General features: G+C 34.0%; 18 protein-coding genes. 1 reads left to right on the top strand and 17 read right to left on the bottom strand.

Going from position 1 to position 19210, the window contains the following annotated elements; genetic code table 11:
• Positions 1–194 precede the first annotated feature (194 nt).
• Entirely contained in the window at positions 195–1091 is an 897-nt protein-coding gene (locus CN601_RS24085; protein WP_098172566.1) for a LysR family transcriptional regulator, read from the top strand.
• Between the two features lie 50 nt (positions 1092–1141).
• On the opposite strand, the gene CN601_RS24080 is transcribed toward CN601_RS24085, so the two are convergent.
• The 17 genes from CN601_RS24080 to CN601_RS24000 all read right to left on the bottom strand — a co-directional run bounded on the left by CN601_RS24080 (position 1142) and on the right by CN601_RS24000 (position 18853).
• Entirely contained in the window at positions 1142–1570 is a 429-nt protein-coding gene (locus CN601_RS24080) for a protein-tyrosine phosphatase family protein (RefSeq protein WP_098172565.1), read from the bottom strand.
• 46 nt (positions 1571–1616) lie between these two features.
• A complete protein-coding gene (locus CN601_RS24075) occupies positions 1617–2363 on the bottom strand; it encodes an MBL fold metallo-hydrolase (protein ID WP_257131806.1) in 747 nt (248 codons plus the stop codon).
• Positions 2364–2577: 214 nt separating this feature from the next.
• Positions 2578–4128: an acyl-CoA carboxylase subunit beta gene (locus tag CN601_RS24070; protein ID WP_098172563.1), complete on the bottom strand. Its 1551-nt coding sequence runs from the start codon at positions 4126–4128 to the stop codon at positions 2578–2580.
• 4 nt (positions 4129–4132) lie between these two features.
• Entirely contained in the window at positions 4133–4573 is a 441-nt protein-coding gene (gene mce, locus CN601_RS24065; protein ID WP_098118221.1) for a methylmalonyl-CoA epimerase, read from the bottom strand.
• Positions 4573–5592 (bottom strand): methylmalonyl Co-A mutase-associated GTPase MeaB, encoded by a 1020-nt coding sequence (gene meaB / locus CN601_RS24060; RefSeq protein WP_098172562.1) that lies wholly within the window; start codon positions 5590–5592, stop codon positions 4573–4575. The genes mce and meaB overlap by 1 nt, the downstream gene beginning before the upstream one ends.
• Positions 5593–7758 (bottom strand): methylmalonyl-CoA mutase, encoded by a 2166-nt coding sequence (gene scpA / locus CN601_RS24055; protein WP_098172561.1) that lies wholly within the window; start codon positions 7756–7758, stop codon positions 5593–5595.
• Positions 7755–9857: a methylmalonyl-CoA mutase family protein gene (locus CN601_RS24050; RefSeq protein ID WP_098172560.1), complete on the bottom strand. Its 2103-nt coding sequence runs from the start codon at positions 9855–9857 to the stop codon at positions 7755–7757. The genes scpA and CN601_RS24050 overlap by 4 nt, the downstream gene beginning before the upstream one ends.
• A gap of 277 nt (positions 9858–10134) precedes the next feature.
• Positions 10135–11103, bottom strand: coding sequence for a PDR/VanB family oxidoreductase (locus CN601_RS24045; RefSeq protein ID WP_257131805.1), 969 nt, complete (start codon positions 11101–11103; stop codon positions 10135–10137).
• A 6-nt stretch (positions 11104–11109) separates the two neighbouring features.
• A complete protein-coding gene (locus CN601_RS24040; protein WP_098172558.1) occupies positions 11110–11598 on the bottom strand; it encodes a hypothetical protein in 489 nt (162 codons plus the stop codon).
• 6 nt (positions 11599–11604) lie between these two features.
• Positions 11605–12555 (bottom strand): heme-dependent oxidative N-demethylase family protein, encoded by a 951-nt coding sequence (locus CN601_RS24035; protein ID WP_098172557.1) that lies wholly within the window; start codon positions 12553–12555, stop codon positions 11605–11607.
• Positions 12556–12816: 261 nt separating this feature from the next.
• Positions 12817–13113 carry a rhodanese-like domain-containing protein gene (locus CN601_RS24030; RefSeq protein ID WP_098172556.1) on the bottom strand — a complete coding sequence of 99 codons (297 nt, stop codon included), beginning with the start codon at positions 13111–13113 and terminating at the stop codon, positions 12817–12819.
• A gap of 16 nt (positions 13114–13129) precedes the next feature.
• On the bottom strand, positions 13130–13489 hold the full coding sequence (locus CN601_RS24025) for a rhodanese-like domain-containing protein (RefSeq protein WP_098172555.1): 360 nt from the start codon (positions 13487–13489) through the stop codon (positions 13130–13132).
• Between the two features lie 58 nt (positions 13490–13547).
• Positions 13548–13808 carry a metal-sensitive transcriptional regulator gene (locus CN601_RS24020; protein WP_098118211.1) on the bottom strand — a complete coding sequence of 87 codons (261 nt, stop codon included), beginning with the start codon at positions 13806–13808 and terminating at the stop codon, positions 13548–13550.
• Between the two features lie 287 nt (positions 13809–14095).
• Positions 14096–14431, bottom strand: a complete 336-nt coding sequence (locus CN601_RS24015; RefSeq protein WP_098118210.1) for a cupin domain-containing protein — start codon at positions 14429–14431, stop codon at positions 14096–14098.
• Positions 14432–14443: 12 nt separating this feature from the next.
• Positions 14444–16189, bottom strand: a complete 1746-nt coding sequence (locus CN601_RS24010; protein WP_098172554.1) for a hydantoinase B/oxoprolinase family protein — start codon at positions 16187–16189, stop codon at positions 14444–14446.
• A 3-nt stretch (positions 16190–16192) separates the two neighbouring features.
• Entirely contained in the window at positions 16193–18235 is a 2043-nt protein-coding gene (locus CN601_RS24005) for a hydantoinase/oxoprolinase family protein (protein WP_098172553.1), read from the bottom strand.
• A gap of 69 nt (positions 18236–18304) precedes the next feature.
• On the bottom strand, positions 18305–18853 hold the full coding sequence (locus tag CN601_RS24000; RefSeq protein ID WP_098172552.1) for a helix-turn-helix domain-containing protein: 549 nt from the start codon (positions 18851–18853) through the stop codon (positions 18305–18307).
• Positions 18854–19210 lie beyond the last annotated feature (357 nt).

The following is a 19210-nucleotide window of genomic DNA, read 5'->3' as shown; positions in this document are numbered from 1 at the left end:
CCTAATTAATCCTATAAAATTAAAAGGAATTATTATTATATTATTATCATTTTACATGATTTTCTTAGAAAATACATTTAACATATGTTAACCTATATTTAAGCAATACTTAACAAACGAATTTAATAGAATATAGTAATATATATTAATAGGAACTACTCGCAAAAGTAGTATTTTTTTATGGGGGGGTAAAAATGAACTTTGAACAACTAGAATATGTTGTAAGTATTGCTAAAGAAAAGTCGATTTCAAAGGCTGCGAAAAAACTGCATATTTCTACTTCTGGGGTTAGTCAAGCCATTACCCAACTTGAAAGAGAATTAGAAATTAATATTTTTAATCGATCTAGAGGCGGAATTACCTTAACCCTTCAAGGAGAGTTAGTTTTATCTAGATCACTTGAAATTTTAAATAATTTAAAAGATTTAAAAGAACAGCTTTCAGATTTTAAGGAAACGAGAGGTAAGCATATCAAAATCGCAGTTGCACCTACTTTTACTTATACAATTCATGATGTCTTGAAAAAGTACTCTAACATAAACGCTAATGTTACGATTGAATTAATTGAACAAGGGACAAATCAAATCATTAACAATTTGACGAAAGAAGATTATGACCTAGCGCTAGTAGTAGCTACAAAAGCAGAGTTAGAGAAAGAACATAATTTAAATTTTGAATTTTTAAGTAAAGGGAATGTTTGCATTGTTGTAGGGAAAGGTTCACCTTTGTATAAATTAGATCATGTAACAGCGAATGATTTAATTAATCATAAGGTTGTTATGTATAATTTTTCCAATAAAGGCTTTCTTCAATTAGCCAAAAAATTTAAAAATGAAATTGTTTTAAAGTCGAATCGTACAATGACTCTTATCGAAATCATTAAAGAAGGAAGAGTTTTTACTTATGTGCATAATACAACTTTAAAAAATTTCCCCGAAGTTTTAAGTGGAGAATTAAAAGTAATTCCAATTATAGAAACAGATTTTATTTCCCAAGATTTTTGGGTAGTATTTCCTAGCACAAAAGAAAATACATTTACTAAAAGTGACTTTATTAATTGTGTAAAGAATCACTTGGAAGGTAGTTCATAAAAAAAACGCTAATTATACAATCTAAAATTGTAAAATTAGCGTTTTTTTATTTAAGCTTTAGGATAGATTTTTTTTAAAGCTTCCTTCATATTTGGATTCGATTTAATTGTTGGACGAATTTTGAGAGCCATTTCTTCTGCTTCATCAATTGTTTCAGCTTTGTTTAAGGCAAGTAAAGTACCAATGGCCACGATACCTGCACGAGTATTTCCCCCACCACAATGGAAATATACTTTTTGATCACTGTTATATGCTTCAACTACGTTTTCAATTGCCGTTTTAAGTGTATTTGCTTGTTCTTCCGAATCATCTACAATCGGACTATGTACTCGATTAATTTCAGTGTCAGCTTCATAATTTTTTACTCGCAGATCAAAAACTATATCTGCATTTTCATGGTCCATCATTTCTTTTACATCATCAGCACCACCGAAATAAATTCGATCTTTTATTAGTTCTTGGTAATTTTTATTGCTCATTTTATTTCCTCCATAAACAATGTATATAAGAATAATGCGGAAAAATTTATTTAATAATTTCACCTAATCTTTCCTTTATATTCCCTTCAAATAATCCTCCGTGATAACAAATAATTTTTTCAATATCCAAATCTACTAATGCTTCAACTGATTTAATTGATTGATCAATATCAAATGTATATTGTGGATTTGAAGGATTCAGTTGACCATTTTCAATCATTAAAGCATCCCCAGCAATTAAAGTTTTTGATTCTTTATGATAAAAACTTATATGTCCTGGTGTATGACCAGCTGTATCAATTACAGTAATTCCGCCACAAATTGGTAATTCAGTTCCAGGTATTAACACATGATTAACCTTTCCTTTTGGTGGGCTCTGGAGTCTGTTTTTGAATGCATTTTTAAATTCGTCTGATGCTTCGGCTGGTAGTGAAGCTATAGCTCTTTCAATCGATTCAGGTGTAATTTTAATTAGCAATTTATCACCTTGTATATAAGGTTTTTCAATTTCACTTGCAAAAACTTCAATCTGATTAGTAGACTCTTCTACAATAGAAGAAAGACTCCCAATATGATCGATATCTTGATGGGTAATAAGGATTTTGTTAAGTTTTTCAAAAGGAACTCCTACTTGTTCAAAACAATTTCGAAATTCATTCAATTGCCCGGGATAACCTGTATCAATTAATACAACATCTTCTTCATTCCAAATTAAAGTTGGATGAATCGTATTGATCATTCCATTCGTATTCATTGTAATACTTAACATTTGGATATTATTTTTACCGATCAAAAAAATCACTCCTGTACAATTAATCATTTCAATGTATATCGTAACGACAAACAGGAATCAAGTCAACAGCAAAAAAATTAATTATAACATAAAAATTTTTATTTGTCAATAATAAATGAACATGAAATTTTTAGCAATAATACAAAAAACTAGACATACTAAATTTCAATATATCTAGTCGCGTTTTCAAAAAGAAATTTCCTTTATGTTGCTCTTAAAGAGGAATATTTCCATGTTTTTTATTTGGTCTTGTCTCATTTTTTGTTCTTAACATTTCTAATGACTGTTTTAATACTTTACGTGTTTCTCTTGGATCGATGACATCATCAACCATCCCGTGAGAAGCGGCAACATAAGGGTTCGCAAACATTTCTCTATATTCTGAAATTTTTTCAGCTCGTGTTGCAACTGGATCGATGCTCTGATTGATTTCTTTTGCAAAAATAATATTGGCTGCTCCCTCTGGTCCCATAACTGCGATTTCTGCATTTGGCCAAGCGTAGACAACATCTGCGCCAATCGCTTTGGAATTCATCGCTACATACGCACCTCCGTACGCTTTTCGCAGGATTACAGTTATTTTTGGTACAGTAGCTTCTGAATAAGCATATAAAATTTTAGCACCGTGGCGGATAATTCCCCCATGCTCTTGATTTACCCCTGGGAAGAAACCAGTAACATCCTCAAATGTGATTAATGGAATATTGAAAGAATCACAGAATCGGATAAATCTTGATAGTTTATCAGAAGAATTAATATCAAGGCCACCTGCCATAACTTTTGGCTGATTTGCAATTATTCCTACTGTATTTCCATCAATACGACCAAAACCGATGACGATATTTTTAGCAAAGTTTGGTTGTGCCTCCATAAAATCGCCACTATCAAGTATTTGTTCGATCACTTTTCTTACATCATAAACTTTTGTTGATTCAATTGGTACTAGATCAATTAAGTCTTCACGCCAATCATCTTTTTCAAAGAAAGGTACACCTTCTGGTTTTTCATTATTATTTTGAGGTAAAAAGCTTATTAGTCTACGAACCTGCTCTAAAATTTCTGGTTCATTTTCTTCAGTGAAATGTGCCACACCGCTAATCGAAGAGTGAACTTTTGCCCCACCTAAATTTTCAGATGAGATTTTTTCACCAGTTATTGTCTCAATTACTTTTGGTCCAGTAATAAACATTTGGCTCGTTTTTTCAACCATAAACACAAAATCAGTAATAGCAGGTGAATAGACAGCACCGCCTGCACATGGTCCCATAATAACTGAAATTTGCGGAATCACACCAGAATAGATCGAATTGCGATAAAAAACATGACCGTAACCGTCTAATGAAACAACACCTTCTTGTATTCTTGCACCACCTGAATCATTTAGGCCAATGATTGGAGCACCAACTTTTGCTGCTAAGTCCATGACTTTTGCTATTTTAATAGCGTGCATTTCACCAAGTGCGCCACCAAAAACAGTAAAGTCTTGTGCAAAAACATAAATTAAACGGCCGTGCACTTTACCGTACCCAGTAACAACACCTTCACCGGGACTTTCCATTTTATCCATTCCAAAATTTGTTGCTCGATGTTTGATAAAAGGATTTAATTCAACAAATGTATCTTCATCTAAAAGAAGGTTGATACGCTCTCTTGCAGTTAATTTTCCTCTATTATGCTGCGAATCTATTCGGTCATCTCCACCGCCAAGTTCAATCGTTCTTTTACGATCCATTAGTTCATTAATTTTCTCATATGCAGTAGTCATAACTTTATTCAACTTCCTTTCTAGTAACACTTGATGATGGTTGGCATAGCTCAATTAAAACTTTATTTGTTGAATTAGGATGAAGGAACGCAACTAGACTCCCATGTGCACCTTCTTTTGGAATTTCGTTAATCAGTTTAATTCCTTGTTCCTTGATGATTTCTAATTGTTTCTCACAATCTTCTGTTTCTAAAGCGATATGGTGAATTCCTTCGCCCTTTTTCTCGATAAACTTGGCAATCGGACTTTCATTGCTCGTAGCTTCTAAAAGTTCAATTTTCACTTCTCCAATTTCGATAAATGCTACACGCACTTTTTCACTTTCAACCGTTTCGATTCCAATCAGTTTTAAGCCGAGTATATTCGTATATAATTGAATAGAAGTCTCTAAATCTCTAACAGCAATGCCGATATGATTTATTTTTTTAGGCTTTGTCTCGATCATTACAATAACTCCTTTCTATTGCCTTCAAAAATTGATAATAAATATTTCGCAGCTAACGTCGCAGTTAACTCCCCATTTATAATTGAACTTTCGATCGTTTTTAAATTTTGATTAACACCTTCGTGATTTATAAAGCTATGTTTCAATTGTTCAAAAACCATGTTGTACATCCAATCAATCATTTGTCTTTGACGGCGCTCAGAAAAGTAGCCTGATTCAGACGTCATCTCTTTAAACAACTTAATTTCAGTCCAAATCTCAGCAATGCCTTCACCGAGCAACGCGGAAACTGTATATGCTTTACTAATCCATCCTGGCGTTGAAGGTTGTAACAAATGTAAGATTCGATTAAATTCAGCTCTCGCAGCTTTGGCCTTAATTATGTTTTGGCCATCAGCTTTGTTGATCACGATCGAATCTGCAAGCTCCATAATTCCTTTTTTTATACCTTGCAGCTCATCACCTGCACCAGTTAGCATTACTAAAAGGAAAAAATCGACCATCGAACGAACTTGTACTTCACTTTGTCCAACACCTACGGTTTCAATCAAGATTACATCGTAGCCAGCTGCCTCACAGACTAACATTGATTCCCTCGTTTTACGTGCGATTCCACCAAGGGATCCTCCTGAAGCAGATGGTCTAATAAATGCGTTTGGATTCTTTGAAAGTGAATCCATTCTAGTTTTATCTCCTAAAATACTACCTTTAGTAATTGTGCTACTTGGATCAATTGTTAAAACAGCAACTTTATGTCCTAGTTCACACAAATATGTTCCGAAGCTTTCTATTAAACTACTTTTACCGGCTCCTGGAACCCCAGTAATTCCAATCCGGATGGAGCGACCTGAGTGAGGTAGCAATCTAGTCAACACATTTTGGGCGGTAATCACATGTGTTGACGAATTACTTTCAATCAGCGTAATTGTTTGGGCTAAAATCGTGCGATTCCCCTCAAGTACGCCATTTACATAGTCGTCTTCTGAAAGCTTTTTCTTTCGTTTATTTTCATAATCCATTTAAATTGAATCCTCAAGTCGACGATTGATTTCTTGGATTACTTTTTGTGCCGCTACTGGGATAACAGTACCAGGTCCAAATATTGCTGCAGCTCCGTTATTTAATAAAAATTCATAATCACCGGCTGGTATTACACCTCCAGCAACTAGAACAATATCCTCACGACCTAACTTTCTCAACTCTTCCATTAATTGTGGCAGCAATGTTTTATGACCGCCTGCTAATGAGCTCATTCCAATAACATGAACATCATTTTCAACTGCTTGAAGTGCTGTTTCTGCAGGTGTTTGGAATAATGGTCCGATATCCACATCAAAGCCTAAATCGGCAAATGCAGTTGCGATTACTTTCGCACCACGATCATGCCCATCTTGCCCTAATTTTGCAATCATAATTCTTGGACGACGACCTTCTGTTTCTTCAAAATCATCCGCCATCTTGCGTACAACTTCGATTTCGTCTTTTTCGCCATATTCAGCACTATATACGCCCATGATTGAACGAATGACTGCTTTATGACGACCTACTACGTTTTCATAAGCATCCGAAATTTCACCTAATGTTGCACGAGCTCTAGCTGCTTCAACTGCAAGCGCTAACAAATTACCTTCTCCCGACTCAGCAGCTTCCGTAATTGCGGCTAATGCTGCTTGAACTTTTACTTCATCTCTTGAAGCACGTAGTTCACGTAAACGCATAATCTGCGCTTCGCGAACGGCAGTATTATCAACTTCTAAAACATCTAATGGATCCTCTTTTTCAAGGCGATATTTATTTACACCAATAATCGTTTCTTTCCCTGAATCAATGTGAGCTTGGCGTCTTGCAGCAGCTTCTTCAATTCTCATCTTTGGTAAACCAGTCTCAATTGCTTTTGCCATTCCACCTAATGATTCAACCTCTTGAATATGCGCCCATGCTTTACGTACTAATTCATTTGTTAATGATTCAACGTAATATGAACCACCCCAAGGGTCTACTACATTACATATTCCAGTTTCCTCTTGTAAATATAGCTGCGTATTACGCGCGATTCGTGCAGAGAAATCTGTAGGTAACGCAATCGCTTCATCTAATGCGTTCGTATGAAGTGATTGTGTATGTCCTAATACAGCCGCCATCGCTTCAATACAAGTACGAGTTACATTATTAAATGGATCTTGCTCCGTTAAGCTCCATCCAGAAGTTTGTGAATGTGTCCTTAAGGCCATCGATTTTTCTTTCTTTGGATTAAATGATTTAATTAATTTTGCCCAAAGTAAACGACCTGCTCGCATTTTGGCAATTTCCATAAAGTAATTCATTCCAATGCCCCAGAAAAACGATAATCGAGGAGCGAATGAATCAATATCAATTCCCGCTTTTAATCCTGTTCGTACATATTCCAATCCATTTGCTAGCGTATATCCAAGTTCGATATCAGCAGTTGCTCCTGCCTCTTGCATATGGTAACCAGATATACTGATGCTGTTAAACTTAGGCATATGTTCTGAAGTATAAGAAAAAATATCAGCAATAATACGCATCGATGCTTCTGGTGGATAAATATATGTGTTACGAACCATATATTCTTTCAAAATATCATTTTGAATTGTTCCTGTAAGTTGAGACTGATGTACACCTTGTTCTTCAGCAGCAACAATATAAAATGCTAAAACTGGAAGTACAGCACCGTTCATCGTCATTGAAACTGACATTTTATCCAAAGGAATTCCATCAAATAAAATTTTCATATCTAAGATCGAATCGATTGCAACTCCTGCTTTTCCTACGTCACCTTCTACTCGCGGGTGATCTGAATCATAACCACGGTGCGTAGCTAAATCAAAGGCAATTGATAATCCTTTTTGACCAGCAGCTAAATTTCTTCGATAAAATGCATTACTCTCTTCTGCAGTAGAAAAGCCAGCATATTGACGAATTGTCCAAGGTTTGTTTATATACATCGCTGGATAAGGCCCTCTTAAAAATGGAGCAATACCAGATACATAGCCTAAATGTTCCATATTATTTAGATCATTTGAATCATATAAAGGCTTTACATCAATTTGTTCTAACGTTTTCCAATCTTCATTATGAATTTCCAACGATTTAGGAGGAGTTATATTTGGTTCTGAAAATGCTGTTTTAAATGGTATTTTTGTAAAGTCTGTTAGTTTGTTCATTTCATAAACCCTCCATTCTGTTGCAGATTTACTAATGTTTCAAAATTATTAACAGTCATATTGATGAAATCATCAATTCCATATTGTTTAAATAAATCCATTTCCTCTATTGATGGTTTTCCAGCTAATAGTATTTTTGTATTTGGATTTTGTCCTTTAATCTGCTTACATATAGTCGGTACGTTCTCTGAATATTGATCATCGGTTGAGCAAACTACTACAATAGTAGATTCTGAATTTTTAAATGCATCGACTATTTCATCAATAGAAGTAAACCCTTTATTTTGTAAAACCTTAAATCCACCAACTTCAAAGAAATCAGTAACAAAATCTGTTCGTGGTTTATAAGCTGCAACTGGACCAAAATTTGCTACAAAAACTGTTGGGAATTCACCATTAGTATCCTTAAACTTTTGAGAATTTTGACGTAATTCCTCATAAGATTGAGCCCCTCGATGGATTGTTAACGGGTTAACAATTAGGCCATCCGATTTTTCTAAATTCATTGCATGTAATATATTCACGATTGCTGCACCATTATTTGCCGCATCAATTGTATCCTCTACTGAACTACCATTTAATGAAATTACTTCAGTTAAAAATTCTAAACTTTCATTTTTACTAGTTTCTAAGTTCACTTCATTCGAATTTTTTGCACCTTTAGTTTCTAAAGGAATTTCATTCAAATTTGGAAAAATATTTGTTCCTATAAACTTATCTTTTCTAGTTTTTATATTGTTTATTTTTTCATTAGCTACTTTACTAACTAAGTCCTGAGGTAAACCAAATTGGATTGCTTTAAGCATTCCGCCTTTTTCTTCAATCAGTTGGAAAAGTTCCCATACTTTCTCGGCTAAAGTATAAGTAAGTGATTCGATATACCATGAACCACCAGCTGGATCTGTCACTTTTGATAAATTTGATTCTTTATCAAGTATTAAATGTGTATTTCTGGCAATTCGTCTTGAAAACTCTTCTGAAGGTTTAATTGATTCATCAAACGGCGAGATATGAAGAGTATCTGTTCCACCAATCACTCCAGCAAATGCTTCAACAGTTCCACGGAGTATATTCACATAAGGATCATATATTGTTTTCGTCCAAGCAGAAGTTCGAGAATGAATTTTCATTTTTTGTGAAGCGTCATTTCCACCTAGTTCTTTTATAATTCTTGCCCATATCATTCTAGCCGCTCTCAATTTAGCGATTTCCATAAAGAAGTTTGATCCAATTGAAAATGAGAAAAGCATTTTTGAAGCAGCATCATCAAGCGAAACTTTTTGTTGATCCATTTCACGTAAATACTCTAGGCCAGACGATATAGCAAATGCTAATTCATGCACTGCATTTCCGCCAGCATCGTGGTATGGATGAGATTGAACTAAAATATTTCTTAGATTTGGTGTGTTTTTAACTGACCATTTTGTTATCTCGCCCATCATTTTGTAAGCATTTTCAATTTTATATGGAAGGGTCCCATCTTTTACTAAATTACTTAAAGGATCCATTCCAAGACAGCCTTTAATTTTCGTTAAATCGTAATTTTGTTGTTGTAAGTATGCGATAAACGTACCAAAAAATGCTTGGCCGCCATTAACTGTTTCTATATATAAAGGAACTTCCTCTAAATTAATATTTTGGAAGGCTGTTCTAAAATCAGAAACTGATTTTAAGATTAACCCTTTTTTCGGATTTCCATTATTAGTTTCTACTGAATCATTTAGTCGGATTTTTAACATCGTTTGTCCTTTGTCTAAATCATGTCTTGCAACTCGGTTAAATTCCTCTGCTGAAGCACAATCTATCTCCTGACAAATTTCCCATGCTTGATCCAAATACCCTTGCTCGTTTGTCCCTCTAACATATGGAAATTCTCCCGGTTGTGATTTTAAATAAGGATAGTTAGCGAGATCCTCATCACCATACATTGGTTTCAGAGCGATTTCTTCATATGTTTTTGTAACAAGCTTTTCCTCAATAGTGGCTCCTTTTAAGGATTTTTCTACAACATCTCTCCACTCTTGTGCAGTTGGCTTTGGAAATTCAGTAAATAAATTTTCTTCCAAGTTATGGTTCGAAGTTTTTGTATTTTCTGACATGTTTAAAGCCACTCCTTTCTTGATCTCTTCATTTAATCAAAATAATTAGATTATAAAGTCGATTATTCTTTTCATTAAGAATAGAAATGCAAAGAATAATTAAAAATTCGACAAACTATTTAGAAAATCCTCTAAAATTATGAAAATTATGCATTTTTTAAATGATTTTATAATTAACTATATTTAGAATTTTATTTTTAGGGTCGATGGCTAAAAATAAAACAGCTATTTTACCATGTAAAATAGCTGTTTTATTCGTTTTAAAATCGCATTAAATTTATAGTTCAAGGACTATTTGATGTGACTTTGCTCTTGATACACAAGTTAAAATCATCTTATTACTTTTTCTTTGTTCGTCATCTAATAAAAAATCTTGGTGATCAACTTGTCCATCAATGACATTCACTTCACAAGAGCCACACCTACCAACTCTGCAAGAATATGGTATGTTTATTCCTTCATCAAGCAAAACATCTAATAGAGTTTTATCAATTGGAACTTGTTTGGTCGTTCCATTCGATAGCTTTACCTCAAATGCTTTTGTGTCAGGAACTAATCGAGGCGTAAAAATCTCCATATGTACACTTGACTTAGGGTAGCCAAATGCATAAGCAGCTTCATTAAATTGCGAGATAAAACGATTAGGGCCACAAAAATAGACATGTGTACCAATAGAATGATCTAAAAGCGTTTCGACATTAAGTCTTTTAGGATTAATCTCTTTTGTAAAATAAAATGATGTTTTATCCCCATATTCTTCTATTAAGAAATCATAATATGCACAGCCTTTATTTGTTGATGAAGTATAATGAAGCTCAAACGATTTATTTTGACTTTTTAAATCCTTCATCATCGAAATAAATGGAGTGATCCCAATCCCTGCTGCATAAAACACATGATGCTTAGCTCTTTTACTTAATGGAAAGTGATTTTTTGGGTAGCTTATTTGTAGTTGATCACCTTCTTCAACGTGTATATGCCAATATTCCGATCCTCCTTTTGACTCCGTACTTAGATGAATAGCAATTTTATAAGTGTTATCAAAAAGCGAATGCTCAATTATTGAATAAGGTCTGCAAATCATTTCATTTCCTGCATTAACATATGTATTAATATGAGAACCACCACTAAAAGCAGGGAGATTAAATTGATCAACTGGAACAAAACTATATTCTTTAACCTGTTGTGTTATTTGCTTTATTTTGCAAACACGTACTAGTATCGTATTCTCATTCAATACATACACCCCCATCTATAATTTAGCTATATTTCCTAAGTATGCATCATACAACGTTGAATAGTGATTAGAGACCGAAAGTAACAACTGACAGTTTTGGCATTTAATTTCACAACCAAATTGTAGATTAACTAATTCTGTTAAACTATGACAACGACAACAAAAGACCTTCGAATTCATCTCTCCATAGCCCACATATTGGACTTCATCTTCAAAAAAGCCAACATCTTCAATGATTGGTCTAACATTTTTAAGTTCTTCCTTACTTAGTGCGATATATAAATAGCTGCCCATCTTCTGATTTTCCAACCAAGTCTTTATATTCGTTTTATATTGATTAGGACTTGTATCAAATCCAATAAATACAAAATCGAATGAATAGTTTTTCTCAAGCAGTTTTTCAAATATCGGTTGAATTAGCTCCATTCCCCGATGATTTGAACAGATTAAATATTTTCTTTTACCATCTATAAAACTAGCTTTTTCAACTATTAAATTATTCATCTCATCCTACCCTACTTCATCAAGTTTATTTTTTAAGTATGTTAGTACTTCTGTTTTATATAAAGATATTCCTTTATAATCTAAAATGAAATCTGGTAATTCACTTAATATTGTATAAAACTGTTTAAGCCATACTTTATTTAAAGAAAATTGCTCTAATGATATTATGTGAGTATGTATGGTAAAAAGAAGTCCATTACTAACTGATAACCTAAATAGCTTTTGAACTTCAACACGTAAATGAACAAATTTCCCAGCATTTTCACTAGTAACATTTTTTCTGTCCTTCCCCCATAGATCGAAAGTTTCTAAGGAAGTGTCCAGTCGATTTCCTGCCATTAAAGACCAATTTTTCCGGCTCCAAGGTGTTCCTTGTTCAATATTTTTTAAGAAGCGCAGTATTCTGTCATCTAATGAGTTTTCATTAAACATTGGGATTGGTTGGTGAATCTCTTTAAATTTCATTCCTAATTTAAATGCAAGTGACCAATTTGAAGGAAAACAAAGATGGCCAGCATCTAGAAATAAATCGTCGTCACGTTGACTCATATAAATTAAATCCTCTTGAATATGTTTGCCAATCATATTTAATGGTTCACCAAAAGTTGAGGATAAATCACCAAAAATAAATTGTTGTTCTTCATTTAGCAACTTATTATATAGCGTCCAATTTGCATTTTTCTTATAAACTTCAAAATGTGTAGGATAATACTTTGTTAAATGATCAATAACTAATTCTACTATTTCCCATTGACCTTCTATACTAGTAGGTAATGCTTGGTAACAATGGGTGGGCACTGTTTTTAAAAGTCTCCTTTTTAAGTTTATTTCGTTCTCATAATTAGGAGTAATTTCGATGCTTGCTGGTGGTTTTAATAGAATAGAATTATTGGAGTAACGATAAGAATCTTCTTTAAATGGATATGGAAAATGGTTTAATATACTGTTTTGATTCATCTAAAACATCCTTTAAAATAGAAATAGGTCAATAATTTTCAACTTGGAAAAGAAAAAGCGACTTTATTTACTTTGAAGTTAGAGAATCATTATATTTAGTTAATTATAAGAATATTCTGTTTTTTATGTCAATAGAAAGTCTTTTTGATCATAAAATTTAATCGTTAATTTACGAAAATTACATAAAAAAAATTGCTTATCATTATTTATAAGCAATTTTTAAACATAGTTTTATGGATCAAAGGGCGAGACATATTGAAATTACTCAATTTCTCCTGTCCAAGCTAGCATTCCACCAGTCATATTCACAACATTAAATCCATGACTTTCTAGAAATTGTACTGCTCGACTACTTCTACCACCTGCGTGACATACAACAATATATTCATTATTTTTATCTAATTCTGACATACGGAATTCAATTAAACCAAGTGGAATATGAGTTGCACCAGGGATCATTCCATTGGCTACTTCATCTACTTCACGAACATCAATAATATTAACGTCTTTCTCTTCCTTTAATAAGCTTTCTAACTTCTCTGCAGTGATTTCTTTCATGTTATTTTCTCCTTTTCTAAGACCAGGCACCCATTCCGCCTTTAACATTCGTAATATTCGTATAACCCATCTTTTTAAGAACTTTACAAGCTTTTTTACTTCTTACGCCACTTTGACAAATAATAATTGTTTCTTGCTCTTTAGATAAGTCATTAACATTATTCTTTAAAATATGTAGTGGGATATTTTTAAATTCTTTAATATTTCTTCCCTTAAATTCTCCAGAAGTTCTAACATCTATGAATTGTTTCTCTTTATTTTTCAATTCATTTTTTAACTCATCTGTTGATATTTGCTTTACTCCCTTGACAGGTAGAAAAGTTTGCATTAGAAAATAAGCTATTAACACAATGATTATACCATTTAATATATCCATTTATTTCCTACTTTCACATTATGTTCTTGAAATGTGCATCCTAAAAGTGATTTTTACTTTATCTACTCTTAACTAATAAACTAACAGCTTCTTTTACAATTTCTTCTGCATCCTCGCCATTTTCATCAGCTAGTCTGACACACTCTATAAGATTAGTACTAACAATTACTCCAATTGTGCGATCCATAGCCGCTCTTACTGCAGATAACTGAGTGATAACTTCCTTACATCCTTTATCTTCATCCATCATTTTTAAAATGCCTCTAAGTTGGCCTTCAATTCTTCTCACTCTATTTTTTATTTGATCATCATAAGACATTAAAATACACCCTTTCTATGGAACAACTTTATAATAGTTAAAATGAACTATATACCCTGATGGGTATGAAGTCAACTAATCTATATTGAATTTACTTGGTTGAATAGAAAAACAATAGCCACTCTCTATTTTTAAAGAAAGTGGCTGTCGTTCATTAGTAAACTAAACATTTAAATTGTTAAATTATTTTGATCTATTTTTAGAATCCTTGTCTTTGACGATCATAAAGTCAGGAAAAATAATCTGTTAGATAAAGAGTAATGACTTAAATTATGTGTGTTTTATTCTCATCTCTCAACTAATACCCAAACAATCTCACAATCTTCATCACTATCATTGATCGCCCAATGTTCTTCCCCTGCTGGAATTAAGGTAGCGTCACCAGCTGTTAGATGAAAACTTTCACCTGCAGATTCTGTGTAGATCGACCCCTTAATAACAATTGAATATTCATCTTGATTATGAGAACCGAATCCGCTAATTGGAATTCTAGCTTTTGGTGGAACTAAAACAGTACCAAACTGTGTTTTTCCTCCTTCAATACTGTTTTCATTAAAAATTGTTTTTAAAGATACAAACGGCACATTATCTGTAGTCAATTTGTCTGTATTAACGAGTAACATTAGTCTCTCACCTCAATTTAATCTTCCATTTACTATATTCTCAACATGTAAAGTATCAGGATTTAATTTCACACCATAAATTTCACTTGCTTGTTCTAAGCTGATATAACCATTTTTAACGTCAGTTATTACTTTTTCAATCGGACGATCTAATGGATTACCAAATCCACCACCTGTAGCAGTTATTAAACGTACAGTGTCACCTTTTTGGAGTGGAAAACGAGCAAATTTGCCATAAGGACCACGTACTTCACCATTTGCCTTAACAATTTCAAATTCGTTGCGAGAACCATCTTTTCCTTCGTTAATCCCCCATGGTAAGTACTTGTTCCTACCAAAAGTTGCAGTTACAGTCTGTCCATCGGTCATTGCAGTATAAGATCTAACAGTTCCAGAGCCACCACGATATTCACCAGCACCAGCTCCGTCTGTATGTAGACTATATTCTTCTACCATAATGCCATAACGAGCTTCAGCTACTTCAACTGGTACATTATAAGTCTCACCATCACCAATACAAAATTGGCCTACAGCACCGTCTATTCCGTCTCCTGCACCCCATCCTCCTACTGATGGTTCTACAATTAAGAATGATTCATTTGTATCTTGATGTATTCCAGATAATACAACTCCACAAACTGATAGCAAATGCCCAGCTGTTAATCGATCAGGTAAGATTGGCGCTAAAGCTTTCCAAACTAAGTCAGAACCATAGAGCATAGTTTCCCAATAGGTGGAAACTGCAGCTGGTCTTTCTGCTGAAAAGATAGATCGTGCCTCGGCAATCACTTTTAGTGGTCTAAATACACCATCATTTACATCCTGAGAAGGATTAGTTGCTGCTAAAAATATTGCTCTAACTGCTGAAACTAGGGCTGTATATGAGCAATTGACTGGTCCGAGTACTTGTGGGTGGCTTCCAGAAAAGTCACAAACAAATTCCTCATCAGTAATCGTAACTTTTACTTGTACTTTAAATGGATCATTCCCAATTCCATCATCGTCGATATAATCTACAGCTTCAAAAACCCCTTTTGGTAACTTTGATAGCTCTTTACGGGAAATTTGTTCTCCATGATGAAGTAAATGTTCAATTGTTTCTTTTACAATATACTTACTATATTTGCTACACAATTCCACAAAACGTCTTTCGCCAGTTTTCAAGGCCGCTACTTGTGCCCACATATCTCCTAAAGATAAATCCGGGAAACGAACATTTGCTGCAATAATTTCTACAAGTGGTTGGTTGATCTTACCTTCGTCGAATAGTTTGACGCATGGAAACTGTAAACCTTCTTGAAAAATTTCAGTAGAATCGGTTGTCCAAGAGCCTGGATCTTTTCCACCTACTTCAGTCCAGTGTGCTTTATTTGCAGAAAATGCAACAATTTCACCTTCGTAAAAGATTGGCATTACAAGCCCAACATCAGAAAGATGCGAACCACCGCCACCATAAGGGTCATTAATAATAATGATGTCTCCAGGCTTTAAATCACCTTTTTGACCAAATTTCTTTAAAGTTTGCTTAACCATAAAGGTCAGCATCCCGATGAATCCAGTTACGCCATTTCCTTGAGTAAGCAGCTGTCCTTTATCATCAGTAAGTCCACTTGCGAAATCTAAAACCTCATAAATGATAGGGCTCATAGAAGTACGTGCAAGTGTATGAAACATTTCTTCTCCAATTGCAATTAAAGAATCTTTTACAATTTCTAAAGTAAACTGATCTACCTTTTCCTGTACTTGATGACTATTCATTTATTACACCCCAGTCTCAATAATTAAATTTCCATAAGGATCTACTGTTAATGATTGATTTGGATAGAGTACCGTAGAAGATGTTTGTTCTTCTACAATAGCTGGGCCATCTATCTTGCTATCAGCATTTAATAAATCTCGCTCGTAAATATTTGTCTTGATCCATCCATAGTCTTCAAATAGCACATTTCTAACCTCTTTAATTGAGCTTTCTGCGTTATCTCCAATATTTTTTAATTTTGCTATATTAGGTTTTTGAACGTTTCCTAATGCCGTTAAATGTAGATTTACAATTTCAGTAGGTGCCCCTTCTAATTTAAAAGTAAATTGTTGTTCATGTATTTGGTGAAAACGCTCAACAATAACTTTCATAGTTTCTGAATTTAATAGTCCATTTGGAATTGGAACTTTTACTGTATGCTCTTGGCCAAGATATCTCATATCAGCATAACGTATGAATACAACATCTTTTTCAGAAATATCTTGAACCTTATATTGTTCAATCGCATTTTCTTCAATTTTTGCCCATTCTGAATTTATCTCATTAAAATCAATCGTATTAACTCTTCGAATATAAGTTTGAATATAGTCTTGGCGTAAATCCGTCATTAGCATACCCCAAGCCGAAAATACTGAAGAAGCAATTGGAATGATTACTTTACGCACTCCTAGCTCTTTTGCAAGGGACATGGCATGCATCGGACCACCACCACCAAAGGCTACAAGTGAAAATTCTCTTGGATCATACCCTTTTCGAACTGAAATTAGCTTTAATGCATTTAACATATTAGAGTTAGCAATACGAATAATACCAAGTGCTGCATCTTCAACGGATATTTCGAAATGTTCCGATATTTTATTTTGAATTGCTCCCCGAACTGATTCTAAATCTACTGGGTTCTTGAAATTTTTTGGAGAAAGTCTACCAGTCACTAAATTTGCATCGGTTGTAGTTGGATCTTCGCCTCCTTGTCCATAAGCCACTGGACCTGGAAGTGCCCCAGCTGACTGTGGCCCGACTTTTAAAGAGCCCGCACCGTCGATCCAAGCAATTGATCCTCCACCATTACCAATTTCTACTATGTCAACGACAGGAACTTTAATTGGATATCCAGCGTTTCGTTCATCTCGCTCAATTCGATAATCAGTAGTTACCTTTACCTCACCCTTATTAATTAAAGAGCATTTAGCTGTCGTTCCACCTATATCAAAAGCAATTATATTTTCCTCACCTAGTAATTTACCTAGAATCGCTGCTCCAAATATTCCTGCTACCGGGCCTGACTCAACCATATTAATTGGTGATTCTTTCGATTGATTAAAAGTTGTCGTTCCAGAATTCGATTGCATGATGTATTTATTGCCCGAAACTCCTACATCTTGTAATTTTTTCTCTAATCGATCTATGTATGATACCGCAATCGGTTTAACGTATGAATTTAATACCGCTGTATTTGTTCGCTCGTATTCACGCCATTCTTTTGTAATATCACTAGAAGCTGTTACATATACTTCTGGCCATAATTGTTGAATCATTTCAGTAACTGCTTTTTCATGAATTGGATTAGCATATGCATGGAGGAATGAAACAGCGATCGCATCAACGCCTTCTTTTTTCAGTTGCTCTACCGCGACTTTAACTTCATCTAAATTAATGCCTTGTAATATATCACCTTTATAATTTAATCGTTCACTTACTTCAAATCTTAAATGTCGTGGGACAAATGGAGTTGGTTTTTGATATCGTACATTAAATAAATCTGGTCGATTCCCACGTGCTATTTCAATAACATCTCTAAAACCCTTTGTTGTGATTAAACCTGTTTTAACACCTTTTCGTTCAGTTAATGCATTAATAATCACTGTAGTACCGTGAATAAATGCTTGAATTGCATCACCTTGTATTCCACTTTTAGTCATAACATCGATAACACCTTGCTCAAAATTAGGTGGAGTCGTATCACTTTTCGCGACGCCAATTCGACCATTCTCGTCTAAAAAAACTAAATCGGTAAAAGTTCCTCCTATATCAGTTGCTACTCTCACGCTAAAAACCTCCTACTAAAATGATGTAATTTTTATAATAAATGATTTGTCGCAATTAGCGACAAACCATTAATTTTTAAATATTGAAGGTGTAAGAACACTAATAATATGAACTGATTCATTTGTTGGGTTGTACCAAGCATGATCGACAGTTGAAGGGAAATGGATTGAATCTCCAGCCTTCATGTGGTACTCCTGTTCATCAACATTCATTACGACCTCCCCTGCTAATACATAATAGAACTCTTCTCCAGGGTGATTGAATGCAACTTCTTGTTTTTGGTATGGTGCCAAAGTAATATAGATTGGCTCGAGTGCTCTCCCCTCAAATTCACCACCTAGCCTTGCATATACTGCATTAGAGCGTTCAATTTGAAACGATTTTCGATCTTTAGCAGGAGTATAATATTTAGTTTCAATTGACTCCTGAAAAAAATAAGAGATCGAAACTCCAAGACCTTCTGCAATTTTTTGTAAGGAAGTGATTGCTAAAGAACTATTTCCCCGCTCTACTTGTGATAAAAAGCTAACCGACAAACTAGTTTTATCACTTAGCTCCTTTAATGTAAGATCTTGTTGAATTCGAAGTAAACGTATTTTTTCATATATGTTTTCCATATTGGACCTCGTTTAATATTCTGAATTTTTTACTTATATAAAATATAATACAGTATAACTAAAATTGTCTACCTGTTTTTTTGTAGTACTAAAAAAAATTTAGTAATATGAAAATTTTGATGTTGAAAATTCGAGGATAGTGAGAAGGTGTTTAGTAAGAAAACTAGCCACCCGTGATAATGGATGGTTTGCTCTGCGGCTGATAGACTTTGTAACAGACTAAACCAGAAAGGGCTACTGAACAGTTCGTCTGCTTCATCTATATCTTTTAAAAGAGACGGTTAAAGCAGTTGGATTTGTGCATAAATGGGGGACTTTTGCTCATAAAACGATGGATTTTGGACTTCGGTCAAGAAA

It is taken from the genome of Bacillus sp. AFS017336 (assembly GCF_002555445.1).
In the GTDB taxonomy this organism is placed as follows: Bacteria; Bacillota; Bacilli; order Bacillales; family Bacillaceae_G; genus Gottfriedia.
Note: the sequence above shows the minus strand (reverse complement) of the source record. Positions and strands in the feature narration are given on the sequence as shown.